We start from the raw sequence: 19,380 nt of genomic DNA, 5'->3' as shown, positions 1-19,380 counted from the left end.
ATTCAGAAAGAATATAGTATGCAGAATGTTTTGAATCCTGATTTTATAACAGAATGTTTAAAGACTAATACCGAAAAAAGCTCGAAATTTTAATATAAAAAATGGAGTCAAATCACATTATCGGCTATTTCTATTTTTGAGCTTGAAAAATAATTTTTTGCTTAAAAAACTTAAACTATGTGTTAAAATTAAGCGTTAGGATTGCTGAAAGATACTCAGATTGTTTTTATCTGCTTCTGAAATCCTTTATCCCATAAAAAAGTCTTCAGGATGATAAGAATATAAGATCTGTTTTTCAGGTTTCAAAAGAAACCGCAGATATATTTATTCCAAACATCCTGAAGACGGGATGGCAGCCTATAATAGCGAGAAACATTGTGTCTTACTATTATATTTATTGGCTGTACCTCTGTATTATCTTAAAGGTAGTGCTGTAATACTTAAGTTATCATTAGCAGAACTACCTAAAGTAGCCGTAAAACCTGTTCCTCCTGTAGCATCTGTAAGCCTTCCTACCAACTGTACTGTGTAAGTTCCCGGAATTAATGCTAAGGCGACATTGGGGGTCATGTTAAAAACTCCTGAAATTGCAAATGTAGTTCCACGAAACAATCCGCTGCTGGGACCATAAGGGGTGCTGGTTGCCAGTGTGGATCCCGCAGGAAGAGATGTAAATTGCCAATAAGAACGGTAAAGTTTAGAAACTGCAGTATCATTAGCCGGGGTTCCAGTCATACCACACCCTACACTGGCTTTAAAAGTAACCAAAGAAGGCTTCGTAAGGGTAAATGTAGCAGTGTATAGAGTGGTATTCACGCTTCCTCCTGCCGGAACTGTAATCGTGGCGGTAGTAGCCATGGCATCTGTACCATCTGCTCCTGCAACAATGTTTATATCATTGATATTTAAAGGTCTTCTCCACGCAGTACCATCATTTACATATTTTCCGGGATATACTTCCTGTCCCGTAGTGGACGTATTCGTAGCAGTATTATAGACTTCCATTCCCGCTACATGGGCAGAGAGCGGAGAGGCGTTGTTGGTTGCGGATAATGTTACTCTTGGGAGCAGCAGTCCTTTGCTGGTAGAATTAACATCTAATGCTGCATTAGTGTTGGGTGCTGCTGTACCTATCCCCACTTCATGATTGGCTGCATCCACAGAAAATGTGGTGCCATCTACTGAGAATCCATTGGTCGCTGTCGGGGTAAATGCCAGTGTATTAGCTCCCTGTGTTACCGTTCTGTTTGCAGTAAGGGTTCCGTTCGCAGTATAAAGATTAGAGACATTTACAGAAGTACTCGCGACTCCGTTTACTGTAGTTACCAAGCTGTTATTATTTCCCGTAAGTACTGTGGTGTTAGCTACGGTATTTACTGAGGGTGCAGTAGCAGCTGTTCCATTTACTGTACTTGTAATAGTATTGGTAGTATTAGTAAGGGTATTCGTGGTAATTGGCGTAATTGAAACTGTTGTCCAGCTGGGAGCCGTTCCGGCTCCGCCAGAGGTAAGAACCTGCCCTGCTGTTCCCGCACTTCCGGCTGTTGAGGCATTACCTCCTACATTAATTTCGTTTGTGACCTGCAGAGAACCATTAACATGGAGGTTTTTTTGAGGGGTGGTTGTATTCACGCCTACATTTCCTGTCTGTGCATATATGAATGTTCCGAGAACACAAGTATATGCTATAATTATCTTTTTCATTTCTTTAGATTTTAGTAAGACATAGAAGTTACGGTTATCGTATTCTATTATTTATGGTAGATAACCTAAATTAGATACGATTATTTTATAGGTACCGCTGTTATGCTTACGTTATCATTGCTTCCGGCTCCAAAATTTGCGGTAAAGCCGGTTCCTGATGTAGGTTCTGCCGCTCTTCCCGTTAATTGTACTGTATAAGTTCCTGCAATGAGTCTCAGAGTTACACTAGGGGTAAGTTCAAAAATTCCTGATGTGGCATTTGTCGCTCCAAAATATAATGCACTACTTGGTCCGTATGGTGTTGCCGTTGCCAGTGTAGAGCCCGCCGGAAGCGATGTGAACTCCCAAAATGAACGATATAATTTAGATACTGTGGTATCGGTAGTATTGCTAAGCATTCTGAATGAAACACTTGCACTGAAAGTAACTAAAGAAGGTTTAGTAAGGGTAAATGTGTTGGTATAGATGGCTGTATTTACAGCTCCTGCTGCCGGAACCGTAATCGTTGATGTAGTGGCAATGGCGTCTGTGCCATCTGCTCCTGCAATAACATTAACATCACCGGAATTTAAAGTTCTTCCCCAAGTGGTCCCGTTATTTACATATTCTCCAGGGTATACTTCCTGTCCGGAAGTGGCAGTATTCGTAGTGGTATTATAGACTTCCATTCCTGCTACATTCGCAGAAAGCGGAGACGCACTGTTAAGAGCTGATAATGTAAGTCTTGGGATTAATAACCCTTTTGTAGTAGAAGTAAGATCTAATACCGCATTGGTATTGGGCGCTGCTGTACCTATCCCCACTTCATGATTGGCCGCATCTACAGAAAATGTGGTGCCGTCTACTGAGAATCCATTCGTTGCTGTTGAGGTAAATGCGAGTGTATTAGCTCCCTGTGTTACCGTTCTGTTTGCAGTAAGAGTTCCGTTTGCAGTGTAAAGGTTAGGGACGTTTACAGAAGTACTCGCGACTCCGTTTACCGTAGTTACCAAGCTGTTGTTATTTCCTGTAAGTACGGTAGTGTTAGCTACAGTATTTACTGCGGGTGCAGTTGCAACTAATCCATTTACTGTGCTGGTAATAGTATTGGTAGTATTGGTAAGTGTGTTGGTTGTAGAACCGGCTCCAGGAACTGTTGCCCAAGTGGGAGCTGTTCCGGCTCCGCCAGAGGTAAGAACCTGTCCTGCTGTACCGGCACTTCCTGCTGTAGAGGAATTGCCCCCTACATTTATTTCGTTTGTAACTTGTAGAGAACCGTTAACGTGTAAGGTTTTTTGAGGAGTAGTAGTATTTACTCCGATATTTCCTGTCTGTGCACTGATTGCAGAGGCAAAAAATAAAAATATAATGGTAGATGATATCTTCATTTTAGTAAAATTAAAATAGGTTGTATGCTTTATTTGAATATTCAAAATAGTCTGATGGCCCAAAATCAAAGCCATTGGATAATCAAACAGCAAATGGCGGAGCTCTTGAAGAGTTTTTACAAATTTTTAAACTCGAATTATAAAATTTGTAATGGTAAAACTTTTTATGAACTCTCCACAGTCTTCCCAAAAAAGGGGAAGATCCAAAATGGAAGATAATCTCTTTTTGAGTTTTATTGTCTACAGAAGCCAGAGAACTGCCTCCTTTATTTTTTATTGTGGAATTATTCTGGTCCTGATGAGGGGTGTAGTTACAATTGCTTTTGGCGATGCATTGTCCGGAATCTTTTTTAGTGTTTTTTTTCTTGCTTATCAGCTTGTTTTTTCCGGATCTATTCTTAGTCGCTTTTTTTTCCGGATTAGCGGATTTGCTTATGGTTATTTCTTCTTCGTTCGTTTTTTCATAAATTACTGCATCCCCTGTTACAACAATAAGATCTTTATTATAAATGTAGGTCTGGGTTGTATTTGCTTCTGAATCATCAGATGTAGCAGCATTTACAAATTTTACTTGAGAAAATGAAAAAGATGAATTAATAATTAATAATAAAAGCACTACTTTTAATAAAAAGGCAGTGTTTTTAAAAAATATCTTATTAATTATCAATTTACACACGTAGTGAAGCTTTGTACAAAAATATGCTGTAATAAAAACAGATTGTGTAGAATAAATAAGTTTCTTTTTGTAGAACTATTTCTACAAAAAATAACCGTAAAATAAAAATAAAACGAAATAAATCTCTTTTCATTATTATATTTTTTGAGGTATTAAAAACCGAAAATTCCTCCTGTTCTCAAGCTGTGCAGAACTTTCTTACCCTCTTATAATTCCCGTTTTGCTGAATTTTTAATTGGCAGAAAATGGCAGGTTGAAAAAAAATAGTTTTTATAATAAGAGATTTATTTATTGTACGATTCTGATTATTCAGACTTCGTTAAACTTTTTTAAACGGATAAAATAAAGAACTTATAAAAGCTTTGCGTGTAGAATTTTTTCTACTTCTTTTTGTAGAATTTTTTATATATAGTTTCTGCAACTATTTTATATTTTTGTAGTAAATGATATGAAAAAATTTGCTGTTCTTTTTATCTTTTTCTTTTCCCTTTTTTTTTCTCAGCAGAAAAAAAAGAATTTGGAATGCTATATTTCAGATAATGGACGGCTTTTCCAAAGAGAAGTAAATAATATTCATAGAAGAACGGATGTCTTTGATCCTTTTACCTTATTTGAAAATAATATATTTTTTGATGAAGCTCTAAATAATTTATTTGCAGATTTTCAGGATGGGAATGTAGATCCTTATAAAAAACCTGAAATTTGGGAAACCGGGATCTTCAAAGTTGCTTTTTTTATACTTTTCATCTTAATGGTTTTTTTCCTTATTAAGATAAGAAATTTTTACATTGAAAGAGAAAAGGAAAAGCTAAGAATAGAAATAGAAAATCATACAAAAGATCTGGTCATTCTGCTGGATAAATTACAGAAGTCCAAAGAAAAATTAAAGATAAAGCTGGAAAATCAGGAAAAACTAACCCGCCTTATCTGCCATGATATTAAGAGTCCTCTGAGGTTTATTAATTTAAACCTGAAAAGTCTGATTTCGACTACAGATGATATGGAGATTAAAGAATCATTAATTTCCACGCAGGAGACCACGGAAGAGCTGTATCATTTTGTTTTAAATAGTCTGGATTATACCAAATTATTTTTAACGGATGATGAATACAGGGAAACGATCAATCTTAGGCAGCTTATCCATGAGAAAATCATGATTTTCCGTAATCTTGCTGCAAAGAAGAATATAGATCTCATTAATAATGTAGACGAAAACATTGTTTTCAATAATAACAAGGCTTTATTGGAGATGCTTTTTCATAACCTGATAGATAATGCTGTTAAATATACTTCTATTGGTACGGTAACTATTTCTGCATATCAGAAAGAACAAAATATAATTGTTTTTATACAGGATACAGGAAACGGGATGAATCCTGAAAAACTTGGCAGAATAAACAATTATCAGAATACCGATGTAGATAGTTCTAAGGGTATTGGTTATAAAATCATTACAGAAATAGTTAAAAAAACAGGAGTTAAAATGAAACTCAAAAACAGATTGGGCGGCGGATTGGAAGTAAAAATATGGCTGACGTTATATAATTGAAAATATTTCGAACAGTTCTGCAATATTGCTTATTTCAAGCTTCTCGTATATTCTCTTTTTGTATGTGCTTATAGTGGATTTTTTCAGATTCATTGTTTTTGCTATACTGGAAGTAGAGTATCCCTTAATGATAAACTGGGATACTTCTAATTCTTTATCGGAAAGAAGGGATATCTGACTGCTGGTCTTTTTGTTTAAATAATCGTCTATTATTTTACTTTTGATATTCTCACTAATGTATCTTCCATTTTTAAAAAAGTAATCTAAGGCAAAAAAAAGTTCTTCATCGCTGGATAGTTTGTTGATAAACCCATCGGCTCCCGCTTTTATAAATCTTGATGCATATATTTCCTCATCCATTGCAGAAAAAATTGTAATCTTAGCATTGGGTAAAATGTGTTTCATCAATTCTACAGTTGTTGTAGATATATTTTGATCAGGAAAGCTAATATCCAGAAATATGAAATCTACAGCCGAAGTTTTAATAAGCTCTATAGCAGATTTAACGTCATCAGCATTAAAGATTTCAGCTTGTGCTATGATGCTTTTAATGACATACTTCATTCCCTGCCTTACAATACTATGATCATCTACTAATAAAATTCTTTTCATTTGAGTTTTTTGTTTTTATACTCCAAACTCACTCAATGATAAGGGCTTGTGTATATTTACGTATCTTTCATCAAAGGTGTAATTGGAAGTGTGTTTTTATCTGTCCGGTCGTAGTGTAAATTTAGCCAAAAAATCTTAAAGTCCTAGATTTTTATTATGGTATATGATTTGAGGGTTAAAAATCTTTATTTATACGTCTGTTGTATTAAATATTCTTCAATGTCTGTGTTAGATTTCTTTTGAATGCTGATGCATAACTAAATAGCTTAGCTTATTCAAGGATATTCTACTTTGTATAGATTGCTTTGGGACAACTTAATTTAATTGGGAAAGAAATATGTTTAACGCCTTAATTTATTTTAATCCTAAACAAACAGGCGCATCGCAGATTCTCTATAATTTTTTGTCTCCTCTAAATTATTAAAATGTGTAAGTTGGGATTTGTGAAAAGTTATTGCTTTAAATATTTTTTTACTCTAACATTTTTATTATCAATATTAAAGAGTAGAGGTGTAAAAAGAATTTAATGAGTTAAAAAGGAAAATTTTTGCTGAAAATTGATTTAACTTTTACAAAAATTCTTTTATATTTGTTTTTCGGGAAGAAGATCATTCCTGAAAAATAAAAAAACACTAAATGAAAAATAATTATCTAATAATCCAGGTATTATTACTCCTATGTAGTAGCGTATCATATTCTCAGGTGGGTATCAACACAACAACACCAAAAGCAACTTTAGAAATAGTAGGAAAAAATTCAGGAGGAGCTGTAGACCCTAAAGATGGAATCGTAATTCCTCGGGTAAATCAGGTTTCCAATGCATCCGGTACTACAAACAGCCAATTGGTTTATTTAACTGCAAATGACGGAAGTCTGGTTCCGGGATTTATATTCTGGGACGGCACAGCCTGGAAACAGTTAGGAGGAGCATCATTAACTTTATCAAATTTTTCGGCAGCATCACCGTTAGCTTATAATAATTTAACGGGTGTATTCTCAATTTCTCAGGCAGGATCTTCGGCTAATGGCTATTTATCATCTGCTGATTGGAATATCTTTAATAATAAGCAGAATGCTTTAACTTTCTCAACGGGGCTTACCAATACGGCTAATACAATTACATTAAATCCGGCTACAGCTTCTTCTGTCGGAGGAGTAAAAGTAGGTAGCGGATTAAATGTAGCGCCAGACGGTACTATAAGTGTCCCTTCAAATGTAAGCAGCTTCAGTGCAGGAACTACAGGATTAACTCCTTCCACTTCAACGTCAGGAGCTGTTACTTTGGCCGGAACCTTAAAACCATCCAATGGAGGTACAGGAAATACATCTGTACCCGCTGTCGGCGCTGTTTTGCAGGGAGACGGAACTGTTTACCAAACTCTTTTACCCGGAACGGCAGGGCAGGTCCTAACATCAAACGGAACAGGAAGTGCCTTAAGCTGGTCTACACCCTTTACTTCAAGTGTAGCAGAAATATATGATGCGGCAGGAACACAGACTTTTGCTACAGCAGCCGGATTTACAACGATGTTAATAACCACCGCCGGAGTTGTAGACAGTGGTTATACTGCGGGCTCAGGAACAATTACGATTACCAATGCAGGAAAGTACAGGGTAACTTATCGTATATCTGCATCCGTCACTACAAATTCTCAGGCTACCGGAGAGTACAAACTTCAGGTAAACGGAACCGATGTTGCAGGAACTTCAGGCTTCACGTTTCATAGGAACAGTGCAGACCCAAGAGGTTCTGTAACAGTAACGAAAATACTGAGTCTTAATGCTAATGATATTTTAAGAGTGCAGGGAAAGGTTTGGAACACCACGAACAGAACCCTTCAGCTGGTTGCTAATGGTTCATCTTTAATTGTAGAAAAACTGTAATTCTTTAAAAATGAAAATTTTAAACTTAGGCAAAATATTTCTTATCATACTAAATTTCGCGGCTATTGATTCTTTTGCTCAGGAGACTATACCAACGGCAACAGGATTTGCAACAGCAGCCGAAGGGAATTTATATAAAGCAACAGATGATGGGCAGATTTATATAGGTCTGCGAAACGGAACTCTTAAATTAGTGGGAGGGAATATCGTTGTAGATAATGTGACACTTTCGGGAGCAGGTACGGCAGCGAATCCTCTTAAACTGGCTCAAAACGGAGCTGCCAACCAACAGGTGATGACTTGGGATTCTACCCTTAACAGCTGGAAACCTGCAACACCGGCAGCTGCATCTAACTGGCTGATTACCGGAAATGCCAATACAACTTCCAGTAATTTTCTGGGGACTACTAACGACGTAAAACTTCAGTTGGCATCAAACAATACCCCTATGCTGGAAGTAGGGCGAAGACAGACTTTAGGGCTGTATGATTCCAGCAGTACAGGTCTTTATCCCTATAATCAACCAGATGCATCGGTGATGTATGTTCGCGGAACAGGAGGGAATTCGGCGCTACAGTTTGAAGCAGGAGGTGCGAGTTTTTACAAGCCTGTTTTTTATACAGACAGCAGCGGAAACTTCAGACTAAGAGGCTCTTCAGCCGGAACTGATTTCTTTGAAATGGGAAGCAGCGGAGCATCCAATGCCGGAAGATTCGATTTTATAATCGGGGATGATGGAGATGAGCCTTTTGTTTTTAATAAATACAATGGCGCTACAGCCACTACGGTTGAGTTAATGCGCTTATCAGGGAATGGTCTCAATACCAATGTAAGAGTAGGAATAAATACCGGTGCTTTAGCCAATTCCACTTTACAGAACAACGGATCATTATCCACGTCAACAATTACAACTACAGCGGCTTTAACACTTACTGAAAGTCACTTTACAGTAATTATCGGAGGAAACCACGCCATAACTTTACCTGCAGCAAATACCTGTACGGGAAGGATGTATGTAATAAAGAATCCTACGGCTAATACTCCGGCAATTTCTTCATACAGAAACTTGTCAGGAACTGCTGTAACAGCACTTACGGCAAACTCTATTTTATGGCTTCAGAGTGATGGAACTAACTGGCAACGTATAAATTAATAAAAATGAAAGGAATTTATTCTGCTGTTTTTGTCATTTGTATCAATATCTTTTCTTTTGGACAGGAAAGTATAGCATCCGCTTCTACTGTATCTAATGCAGCAGAAGGTAACCTGTACAAAGCAACTGATGATGGCCAGATCTATATAGGTTTAAGAAACGGTACCGTGAATGCATTAAGTCCGGTTTTTACTGCAGCCATATTTTCCGGTAACGGAACATCATCTAGCCCATATTCTCTGGGACAGATGGGAGCGACTAACGGTCAGGTTTTAAGCTGGAACAGTACGACAAATACGTGGGTGCCTTCCACAGATGCAGCCACTAACAATTGGTTCCTCACTGGTAATACGAATGCTTCGGCAAGCAGTTTGTTAGGTACAACGAATGATGTGCGTTTACAGCTGCGTTCCAACAATACCGAAATGCTAGAATTGGGAACAAGGCAGACTTTAGGGCTTACGGAAAGCTCAAAACCCAGCCCTTATAACTCTACAACTGCATCTACTATGTATATGAGAGGGACATCAGGAAATTCTGCCCTGCAATTTCAGGCAGATAACGCTGCCATCTATAAACCTGTTTTCTTTACAGACAGCAACGGTAATTTTAGAATGAGAGGATCTGCTGCTTCCAGCGATTTTTTTGAACTTGGAAGTAATGGATCATCAGAAAATGGACGATTTGATTTTCTGGTAGGAGATGACGGCGATGAACCTTACCTTTTTTATAAATACAACTATACCTCTCAGACCTATATCGAAATGCTTCGTCTGCAGGGTACAGGATTGGATAATACAGTCCGGGTGGGAATTAATATGGCTGGAAGCGTTCCTAATTCAACACTGCAGATTTCAGGATCACTTTCTTTACCGATTGTTACTACTACCGCATCCTTAACATTAACCGAATTAAACTTCACTGTCATTTTGGGAGGAAATCATAACATAAGTCTTCCTTCTGCAAGTTTATGTAACGGCAGAATGTACATCATTAAAAATCCGACTACGAATACCCCCTCGATATCAGCTTATAATAATATTTCTGGAGGAAGTACTTCAACTATTGCTGCAAACTCTGTGCTTTGGTTGCAGAGTATTAATAATCAATGGGAACAGATTAATTAAAGCTTTTTAAAAAAATCATCGAATAAAGTCTGAATTTTAAAATCTACTGTAAATAATTACATTAAAAGTCCGGTATGGCTAAGAAGCTTTTACCCTGATTTTTAATTCTTCAATTTATCATTCACTTCTTTAATATCTCTTCTTAACTCCAGAAACATATCTTTTAAATTATAATTATCAAAATTATCAGGTTCAAAATCTTCCGGAAAAATTCCAGATGCATATTGCCAGATTTCAACAATTTCTCCCAAAGGAATATCATAAGGTTTATAAAATGAATTGTCTGAAGCTACTGTTATTGATTTTTTCTTTTTGATTTTAAATCTTTTGTAAGAAATGCCGTCATTCAAAGTCACGAAAACATAACTTTTATTCGGTTTTAGATCTTCAATATTTTCAACATACTTCCCGATAATATAAGAGCCGTCTTTAAAAGGCGGCATTGAATCTCCTTCTGCCGGAAATGCCCTGTACTTCCCGTTAATTAAGAAAGGTAAAGAAATTCGCTGTAAACTTTCAATATATTCAGGATCACTGTAACCGGATAAATAACCCATCGATGCTTTTTGAGGGACAATTTCAATGCTGTTGTTTCCCGATTGATCCACCACAACCGGAAGAACAATTCTGTTATCCGGAAGTTTTAATACATCTTCCAGCGGATATTTGCGGATGTCTACCGTAAGAAGCAGATCGATACTGATATTGAAATACTTCGAAATTCTGATCAGCAGTTCATAAGGCGGTTCAGAACGCCCGTCCTCATATTTCGAATACCGGACACGGCTCATTAATGTTTTGTCCGCAAGTTCCTGCTGTGATAAATTTTTCTGAGTCCTTAAAAACCTGATGTTATCTGAAAAAATTGACATTGATACAAATTGTATCTGTAAATATACTGAAAATGATACAAATAGTATCTAATCTTGTTCTGTAGAGTCAACAATTATGTATGCTTTGGCAGATTCCAATAATTTCTTTGTTTCTTGTTATCAAAAGTTAAATATTATCAATGGTTAAAAATATCTACTTACTTAATGGGTTGATAATCAATATGAATTTTCATAATAATGTTTGGATAATTCTTATTAAATATACTAGTCAGCTTAAAAAAGATATAAAACGGCTTAATAAATTGCTGAATGTTTGGTGTGATTTATTAACTAGATTTAAAATGTTTAAAAACATAAATTTTACCTTACAGCTGATAAATGATTATTCCCGGATTTTGAATTTTCTTTATATTGGTATTGATATGTAAAAAATCGAAGGCCTCCCTTAGGAAGCCTTCGAAACACCAAATCACAAAATATTAATATGAAATTTTTTTATAAAGCTGTTGCAGTATAAGTTACTGTCTGCGTATAAGTTCCAGCCGGTTTACCTAAAATGTCAGAAGAAGAAGACTTTGCTGCCGGAATGGTATAGTCCAAATTCAGTGTTAAGGCACTTCCAAGCGGAGCATTTGATACTAATGTCTGATCTGTTGCGGATAAAACAACAGCACTTTTTGTTCCTCCCATAGTTCCGGAAGCTGTAGCTGCTTTGATGGTTAAAACATTTACAGGAATCAGGTTCGTTCCATTCATAAAATTGGCACCTCCTGCTTTTACTTTAACATTAAAGTTCTTCGTTGAAGTAACTTTTAAAGAGTTGGCTTTAGTTATCGTTTGATCAGAGTTATAATCCGCTGCAGTAACATAATTGAAATCTACAGTGTTCCCGATTGCAGTACTTCCCGCATCGATAGAAATTACATCGTTCAGGGTAATGTTTACTGTTGTGGTCGCTGTAGTATTTTGAGCTTGGGCATTGTTAGTTCCTAAAATGAATGCTCCGATAGTTAATGCTGCGATGGCGATTTGTTTTGTCATGATCGTATTATTTAATTTTTTATTCTTTGTTTAATTGTTCTCTTTTGAACATTACAAATCTACAGCGGCGAAAAAATTTTCTTTGTAGTGGAAAACGGAAGTTCATGTAGTAAAATAACTACACGATCAATTATTTGCGTTAAATAGAAAAGCCCTCAACATTTAGAAATTGTTGAGGGCATATATCAATTGCTGTTATTTCTATTAGTAAATAGTTCATCAATCCACAATTTTTACAAATTTAGGGGACATCATCAATTCCCTCAGATATATCAATTATATTTTCAAAATGCATTGTACATTAAATATCATTTCTACAATTTAGACATTTTTAGAGCCACAAGTGATACAAAATTTTTATTGAATTAGAAGGAAAACAAGTTGGTTCTTATACAGCTTAAAAAAGCATTTTCTACCGAAATTATAATGATTTTATAATAAGAAGTCAATTCCTGCTGCGATACATTTTTCTGAGTCCTGGAAAACCTGATGTTATCTGAAAAAATTGATATTGATACAAATTGTATCTATAAATATACTAGAAATGATACAAATAGTATCTAATTTTGTTCTATAGAATCAACAATTATGTATGCTTTGGTAGATTGCAATAATTTCTTTGTTTCCTGCGAAAGAACGCTTGATCCGAAACTAGAAAATAAGCCTGTTGTAGTACTTTCCAACAACGATGGCTGTGTAGTGTCCAGAAGTAAAGAAGCTAAAGATCTGGGAATTCCGATGGCAGCTCCAGCTTTTAAGTATAAGGAATTATTTAAAGAGCATGATGTACAATGTTTTTCCGCAAAATTCGAATTGTATAATTTTAAAAGCCAGCGTGTTATAGAGATATCCACAGCGTATGTGGATAAGTCTGATTATGAGGTGTATTCAATTGATTATCAAAAGAAAATTATTATTACAAGTTAGAAGCTAAAAACGTTGTAATGTGTTGATATTTAATCGTGCTTATGATATTAATATTTTGATAAAATATATATGTCGATTCGGTAATTTTTTAGAATTTATAAATACACCAAACATTCAGCAATTATTACAAACTGAAAAATTTTTATCAATATTTTTGATAGTTAAAAAAAGTTTTCTTTAAATTAAGGATTAAACTTTATTAAACGTTTTCTGAAATTAAAGATGCCATAAAGAAGTAAATAGATATATTATTAAGATCTGTATTTCTTTAGATGATCTAAGAAACTGATTCTAACCTAACCATGAATAGGATGTTTGAAACGTGCATTTTTAGGGTTTTATAATGATCAAAGATTGAGGAGAATTTGTGCATTCTTAATGAAGACATCTGAAAATATCTTTAAATTATTTGCTATAAAAATGTTATTGAATAAAACAGTAAGCAGGACCATAATCTAACTATTAGAGTTTTTACATGGAAATTATAATTTAAACCAATAGTTTATAATTAAATTGACTTTGCTGAATGTTTGGTGTTTTTTATAATTTTAAACAGGTTTGAACTTAAAAAACCAATAAAATGCAAAGTAAATGGTAGCTAAAAATTTATAAGATTACGATAGCTTATTTTTTAATAAACTTGAATGATTTTGTACTATTTGAAGTGTTTTTTTACAATTTTATTTACAACTTTAGCGAATGTTTAGTTGGAGCTAGCAAGGAATATCCCTATAAATATTACGCAAAAGTGTAATTTAGAAATTATTTCTTTACTAAATGAATTTATATGTATTTTTTAATCTTCAAAATTTCTACTAAATTCAATATATAAATTTATTGGATAAAATAGATTACTGATGAAAATTCTGATAATTGAAGACGAGACCGAATTAGCCAAAAGTGTAGCAGAATATCTTTCTGAAGAAAACTACCTGTGTGAATTTGCGTACACTTTTTATGAGGCAATGTATAAGATAGAGACATTTCAGTATGACTGCATCATCCTTGACATAATGCTTCCTGACGGCAACGGCCTTGAAATCTTGGAAGAACTAAAAAAACAAAATAAACAAGACGGAGTTATTATCGTTTCTGCAAAAAATGCTTTGGATGATAAAATAAAAGGATTGCAGCTTGGAGCAGATGATTATCTTACAAAACCATTTCATTTGTCGGAATTAATGGCGAGAATTTATTCTGTAATCAGACGAAAACAATTTAATAATTCTAATATTATCAGTCAAAATGAATTACAGATTGACCTTCTGGCAAAGACAGTTTCAGTCAATAAAGAAATCATTACATTGACAAAAAAAGAATTTGATCTGCTGATTTATTTTGTAGGTAATAAAAATAAAGTCATTTCAAAAAGTACTTTGGCAGAACACCTTTCCGGAGATTTTGCAGATATGTTAGACAATCATGATTTTGTTTATGCGCACGTAAAAAATTTAAAAAAAAAACTACATGACGCCGGTTGTGACAAGTATCTAAAAACAGTTTATGGGACGGGTTATAAGTGGGAAAATTCTTAATTTGCATCCGATTTGAAACCACTTTTAAACAAAGCAACAAAACCTTTCATCATTTATGTCCTGATTATTTTGGTCATAAGTATTCCCATTTATTATCTTATTGTAGATGCTATTTGGAAAAATGAGCTGGATGAGCACAATAAAATTGTTGCGGAAAAAACAATGGTTCAAATCAACAGTTTGAAGTTATCCGATGAAAAACTTGATGAAACGATAAAGTTGTGGAACAAAGTACAACCTGCCACAAATATCAAAAAGGCAGAAATGGATGATCCTCTCCAAGACAGTGTTTATATCATCGAAAAACCTCATGACTTTCTTCATTTTGAAGAGGTTGACAGATTTCAATGCTTGTCAAAGATCATCTATCTTAACAGAAAGCCTTATCGCTTTAGTATAGAAACCAATATCGAAGAATCTCAAGAAACGATCTTTTTCATCTCAGGAACCACGGTTATACTTTTTATCCTGATTGTCGGCGGATTATTGATTTTGAACAGATGGCTCTCCAAATCGGTGTGGACACCTTTCCGTGCAACTTTGGATAAATTGAAAACCTTCAATCTTAATAATCAGACAAAAATTGAATTGCCGCCAACCGACGTTACCGAATTTGATGAACTGAACCAGTCATTGAACAGGTTAATAGAACATAATCTGTCGGTTTTCATAACTCAAAAAGAGTTTACAGAAAATGCTTCCCATGAACTTCAAACACCTCTGGCAATTCTAAAAAATAAGCTCGACATTCTTATGCAGGATGATGATTTAACAGAAAAACAGTATCATATTGTGGAGGAAATGAATCGGGCTTTGTCGAGAAGTTCCAGAATCAATAAGAACCTTTTATTGCTGGCAAAGATTGAAAACAACCAGTTTGAGAATTCCAAAATAAATTTTGATGAATTATTGAATCAAAGTATGGAAATCCTGCAGGAACACTTTGAACAAAAAAACCTCACTATTCGAAGTGAAATTTCATCTGAGATTAAAGTCAATGGTAATATCGGCTTAACAGAAGTACTGATTAATAATTTGATTTTAAATGCTATTCGACATACTCCCGCTTATGGTTCAATCGGAATTAAACTAATGCAATCTCTTTTTGAAGTATCTAATTCGGGAACAGAGAAATTGAATACGGATTTGCTATTCAAAAGGTTTTCAGGATTCTCAAAAGAAAACAAAGGGAGTGGACTTGGATTAGCTATTGTAAAAGAAATATGTAAATCTCAGAACTGGAGTATTGAGTACAGGTTTGAAAACCACAACCACATTTTTTCTGTTAAACTATAAATTCGGAATTTCCTCAAAATTGAATTTAGCTTTACCCATTTACAAACACGTAACAATAATGATTAATACAATTTTAAAAGATTATCGACAGGATATTTTCTGTAAATTTTCAGCATTAGGCTAATAGTCTTTCTCAAAGAGCCGATAAAATAAATTGCTTGGCTCATCAAACTTATTATTCGTTTATGATCAAGTTGTCTAACTAAAGATTCAAAATAAAAGATGAAAGTGAAATTACTTTCTTCAAAATATCTTCAAAATCAGATAGCATCTTTGTAAAGTAAAATTTATGGTGTAACCTTTTTGTTGATAAAAATGCTTATTGAAATTATTTTATTGTTCTTCGGAACCATTTTCGCATTTTGGCTGAGCGCCATTTGCGGCGGTGGTGCAAGCCTCATTTTGATTCCGATTCTTAATCTTTTATTACCAGCTTCTGTAGTTCCATTTTCTCTTACAATCGGAACATTTACAAGTTCTGTATCACGAATTGCAGTTTTCAAAAAACACATCAACTGGAAGATTTTCTTTTGGTTCGTTCCGTTTTCGATTCCTGCAGTTTTGATTGGTGCTTATCTCATTAAATATATCAACCCCAATTATCTGCAGTTGATTGTGGCTTTTTTTCTGGTTTCCAATGTTCCACAGCTTTTCAAAAAAGTTAAGGACAATGAAAAAGATGACAACACTTCTCCTACATATGTCTTGGCAATTATTGGTTTTCTTGCAGGATTTGTTTCCGGAATTACGGGCGCGATAGGGCTTTTGTTTAATCGTTTTTATTTGCAGTTTGGATTGAAAAAAGAAGAAATTGTTGCCACCAGAGCAGCCAATGAAGTTTTTCTTCATCTAATTAAATTGATAATTTATATTTCGCTAGGACTCTATTCCAATCTTGCATTATGGCTGGGAATAGCCGTTGCGGTGGCAACCATTATTTCATCTTATACTTTTAAATATATTCTTCCTCTTCTTAGTGAAAATCTCTTCAGAAAAGTCGGTTACGGCGCAATGGTAGTTTCAGGAATAATTTTATTAATAGGAACTTCTGGCAAAATCATCCAACAAAATAAATTGGGCGTTACGATTGCAAAAAGCGAATCCATTATTTCGTGGCGGTCAACAGATTTTATAATTGAATTCGCCTTTGATGAGGGATTGGAAATTGAAAGACCAATTCATCCGGAAGAATTGCCGGATCATCTTAAAACCAAATATGCTTCGCTGAAAAATCATTTTGATATCATTCATCTTGAAAAAGTTTTTACGTTTAGAAACAAACCTTCCTATGAATTCTACTGTTACAAAAACAATCAGCTTACAAAATTTGAAAGTTAGATTTTAATCCAGAAATTTTTCAATAAAATATTATTCTCAGGTTTAAATACTTAGTAATTATATGTTATACCCATATATTTATTATATAAGAGTGCGGCGTTTAAGTTCCTTGAATCGCTCCATTCAAATACTCATCACTGATATCTTTTGCTTTTTTAAAATCTTTGCCAAATTTATAGCTGAAACTAACCCCGAACGAACGAAGTGGCAAATACCGCACAGAATATGAACTGTAATCATATGTGTTAACAGTTGTTGCCTGTTTAATATATTGGTTAAAAGGATTAGTAGTTGTAATTCCAATACTTGCTTTTTTGCTCCAAAACTGCTTTCTTGCAGCAATGTTATAAGTAATTGACTGAGGATTTTTACCCTGAATATTTTTTGCAGGCGAGTTGTAATTTCCGAATATTTCTACTATAAAATCCTTTGGAAACTGATAAGTAAAGTTCAAGTTTAAACGATATCGAATACCCATATCTACATTTCCAAAATAGTCACTTACAATAAATCGGTGAAAAACCATCATATTTCCTCGAAAATTTAATTTACTATTAAAAAAAGAAACAGAACCTGATAACGTACCGCCGGAATTATACTCTTTTCCAATATTTTCTCTTAAAGTAACTGAAACATTAGTGTAATCTGTTCCGTTAACATTAAATGCTGGGTAAAAAGTTGTGATTTGCTTGAGATCCTGACTGTTGATTTTTTCTGTAAGGGTAATTGAAATATTAGCACCTTTTTCATAATTTTTGCTGTAGCCTAACTCCATATTATCTCCTATCTCTGGCTTTAATGCCGGATTTCCGGTTGTAATATTATGAGGATCGCTGAAATTTAAAAATGGATTTAATTCAGAATATTCCGGTCTTTCAACTCTTCTCGTATAAGCCAGTTTTATTGTTTCCGCACTATCAAATTTATGGGATAAAATGAATGACGGTACAAGCAGACCGTATGAGGGAATATTGGTATTATGATAATCGATTTTCACTGTTGTATATTCGTAACGTATCCCAGTTCTCATGTCCAGCCAATTGAATAATTTTAATGATGAAGAAAGATACACTGCATAAATTCCGATATCATATTTCAAGTGGTAGGACTGATTAAGATCCGATTCATATTGTCCCGACCAAGTGCTTAAAATATTCACATCAGTGTTATTTATAATATGCTGAAATATTGCTTTTGTACCCATTTCCAATGTAAGATTATCTTTTATTGGCTGCGCATAATCTAACGATATATTATGGCTAACATCTGTTCCTGGATTGCTACCTGAAATGCCATCATAAGGAGATAAAGATCCTGCCAAATTCTGAGTTTGCAAATAATTACTTTTAGGAGAACCGTAGCTCATCACATAATCTGCCGTCAACTCCTTTCCTTCTTTCGGAAATGTTTTTCTGTAACTTATATTTCCATCAATGGAGTTCACTGAAGAACGATTATATGAATTTCTGTAACCAATTGATGATTGTTCTGTTGCATTAAAAAAATCAGCAATGTACTGTTCCTGATTAATCAAACTGACACTTTTGTTTGCAAAATCGTTGTAAGAAATGGAACCGGACAAAGTATTCGTTTTATTAATCGACCAGTCAAATCCTAATCCCGTACGATAACCGTGTCTCTCAAAATAGCTTAAAGCATTTTGCAATAATCGGGTTTGAGTTTGTGAGGAAGAATCGCGCGAAATTCTGTTTTGAGACGATGGTGTTCTTGATTTCAATTGAGCATTTCCGCTGAAAAAAGCATTCAGACTCAAGTGGTTGTTTCTGAAATTCAGATTTAATGAGCCAGTTTCAAAACGTGTTCCGGCGGAAGTATTAATCAACCCATTGATCCCTTTAACTTTATTTTCATTAAGGATAATATTGATGATTCCACCCGTTCCCTGTGCATCGTATCTTGCTCCGGGAGTGGTCACTGCTTCGATACTTTTGATCTGGCTTGCAGGAATTGAAGCAAGTGCATCGGCTAGGCTGTTTCCAAATACGCCGGAAGGTTTTCCGTTGATCAGGAATCTCACATTAGGATTACCCTGTAATTCTATATTTCCGTCTGCATCTACCGTCACTTGTGGCACTTTCCTCAAAACCTCAATAGCTGAACCATTCTGAGATGTGATGTCGTTGGCAACATTGTAAACAATTTTATCAACTTTGTTTTCGACAATCGGTTTTTTTCCGTTGATAACAACTTCCTGAATGGTCTTAACCCGATTGATTTTTAAAGAATCAGCTTCTTTTCCGGCTACGGCTTGTGCATTAATTGTTATTGTTAATAGTAATACTAAAAGAATTGATAATTGTTTCACAGTAGACTTTAT

Annotated in this window: 15 protein-coding genes; 8 read left to right on the top strand and 7 right to left on the bottom strand. The window is 34.7% G+C overall.

The window, feature by feature from the left end; translation table 11 throughout:
• Nucleotides 1–414: 414 nt before the first annotated feature.
• The 3 genes from AC52CF_RS20155 to AC52CF_RS20145 form a co-directional block, all read right to left on the bottom strand.
• Nucleotides 415–1,704, bottom strand: coding sequence for a phage tail-like protein (locus AC52CF_RS20155; protein ID WP_214588080.1), 1,290 nt, complete (start codon nucleotides 1,702–1,704; stop codon nucleotides 415–417).
• Nucleotides 1,705–1,784: 80 nt separating this feature from the next.
• Nucleotides 1,785–3,071, bottom strand: coding sequence for a phage tail-like protein (locus AC52CF_RS20150; RefSeq protein WP_214588082.1), 1,287 nt, complete (start codon nucleotides 3,069–3,071; stop codon nucleotides 1,785–1,787).
• A gap of 82 nt (nucleotides 3,072–3,153) precedes the next feature.
• Entirely contained in the window at nucleotides 3,154–3,687 is a 534-nt protein-coding gene (locus tag AC52CF_RS20145) for a hypothetical protein (RefSeq protein WP_214588084.1), read from the bottom strand.
• Between the two features lie 577 nt (nucleotides 3,688–4,264).
• On the opposite strand from AC52CF_RS20145, the gene AC52CF_RS20140 reads away from it, so the two are divergent.
• On the top strand, nucleotides 4,265–5,296 hold the full coding sequence (locus tag AC52CF_RS20140) for a sensor histidine kinase (protein ID WP_214588086.1): 1,032 nt from the start codon (nucleotides 4,265–4,267) through the stop codon (nucleotides 5,294–5,296).
• Here AC52CF_RS20140 and AC52CF_RS20135 read toward each other — a convergent pair.
• Nucleotides 5,285–5,908 carry a response regulator gene (locus tag AC52CF_RS20135; protein ID WP_214588088.1) on the bottom strand — a complete coding sequence of 208 codons (624 nt, stop codon included), beginning with the start codon at nucleotides 5,906–5,908 and terminating at the stop codon, nucleotides 5,285–5,287. The genes AC52CF_RS20140 and AC52CF_RS20135 overlap by 12 nt on opposite strands.
• Nucleotides 5,909–6,544: 636 nt before the next feature.
• Here AC52CF_RS20135 and AC52CF_RS20130 point away from each other — a divergent pair.
• From AC52CF_RS20130 to AC52CF_RS20120, 3 genes are read left to right on the top strand one after another with little or no spacing between them, the layout of a single operon-like run.
• The gene (locus AC52CF_RS20130; protein WP_290264348.1) at nucleotides 6,545–7,792 is read left to right on the top strand and encodes a phage tail-like protein; all 1,248 of its coding nucleotides are present in this window, start codon (nucleotides 6,545–6,547) and stop codon (nucleotides 7,790–7,792) included.
• 10 nt (nucleotides 7,793–7,802) lie between these two features.
• The gene (locus AC52CF_RS20125) at nucleotides 7,803–8,945 is read left to right on the top strand and encodes a hypothetical protein (protein ID WP_290264349.1); all 1,143 of its coding nucleotides are present in this window, start codon (nucleotides 7,803–7,805) and stop codon (nucleotides 8,943–8,945) included.
• Nucleotides 8,946–8,950: 5 nt separating this feature from the next.
• Entirely contained in the window at nucleotides 8,951–10,072 is a 1,122-nt protein-coding gene (locus AC52CF_RS20120) for a hypothetical protein (RefSeq protein WP_214588094.1), read from the top strand.
• A gap of 101 nt (nucleotides 10,073–10,173) precedes the next feature.
• On the opposite strand, the gene AC52CF_RS20115 is transcribed toward AC52CF_RS20120, so the two are convergent.
• Both AC52CF_RS20115 and AC52CF_RS20110 read right to left on the bottom strand, forming a co-directional pair.
• A complete protein-coding gene (locus tag AC52CF_RS20115; RefSeq protein WP_214588096.1) occupies nucleotides 10,174–10,944 on the bottom strand; it encodes an XRE family transcriptional regulator in 771 nt (256 codons plus the stop codon).
• 456 nt (nucleotides 10,945–11,400) lie between these two features.
• Nucleotides 11,401–11,946, bottom strand: a complete 546-nt coding sequence (locus AC52CF_RS20110; protein WP_214588098.1) for a peptidoglycan-binding protein LysM — start codon at nucleotides 11,944–11,946, stop codon at nucleotides 11,401–11,403.
• Between the two features lie 588 nt (nucleotides 11,947–12,534).
• Between AC52CF_RS20110 and AC52CF_RS20105 the strand changes: the two genes are divergently transcribed.
• The 4 genes from AC52CF_RS20105 to AC52CF_RS20090 all read left to right on the top strand — a co-directional run bounded on the left by AC52CF_RS20105 (nucleotide 12,535) and on the right by AC52CF_RS20090 (nucleotide 17,042).
• On the top strand, nucleotides 12,535–12,873 hold the full coding sequence (locus tag AC52CF_RS20105) for a Y-family DNA polymerase (protein WP_317195182.1): 339 nt from the start codon (nucleotides 12,535–12,537) through the stop codon (nucleotides 12,871–12,873).
• Nucleotides 12,874–13,730: 857 nt separating this feature from the next.
• Nucleotides 13,731–14,408, top strand: a complete 678-nt coding sequence (locus tag AC52CF_RS20100; protein WP_273077795.1) for a response regulator transcription factor — start codon at nucleotides 13,731–13,733, stop codon at nucleotides 14,406–14,408.
• 12 nt (nucleotides 14,409–14,420) lie between these two features.
• Nucleotides 14,421–15,704 (top strand): sensor histidine kinase, encoded by a 1,284-nt coding sequence (locus tag AC52CF_RS20095; RefSeq protein ID WP_290264365.1) that lies wholly within the window; start codon nucleotides 14,421–14,423, stop codon nucleotides 15,702–15,704.
• A 315-nt stretch (nucleotides 15,705–16,019) separates the two neighbouring features.
• On the top strand, nucleotides 16,020–17,042 hold the full coding sequence (locus AC52CF_RS20090) for a sulfite exporter TauE/SafE family protein (RefSeq protein ID WP_290264368.1): 1,023 nt from the start codon (nucleotides 16,020–16,022) through the stop codon (nucleotides 17,040–17,042).
• A 100-nt stretch (nucleotides 17,043–17,142) separates the two neighbouring features.
• On the opposite strand, the gene AC52CF_RS20085 is transcribed toward AC52CF_RS20090, so the two are convergent.
• Nucleotides 17,143–19,368: a TonB-dependent receptor domain-containing protein gene (locus tag AC52CF_RS20085; protein ID WP_496517609.1), complete on the bottom strand. Its 2,226-nt coding sequence runs from the start codon at nucleotides 19,366–19,368 to the stop codon at nucleotides 17,143–17,145.
• Between the last annotated feature and the right edge of the window lie 12 nt (nucleotides 19,369–19,380).

The organism is Chryseobacterium sp. 2P, from assembly GCF_059579425.1.
This window is presented reverse-complemented; position numbering and strand designations above follow the sequence as displayed.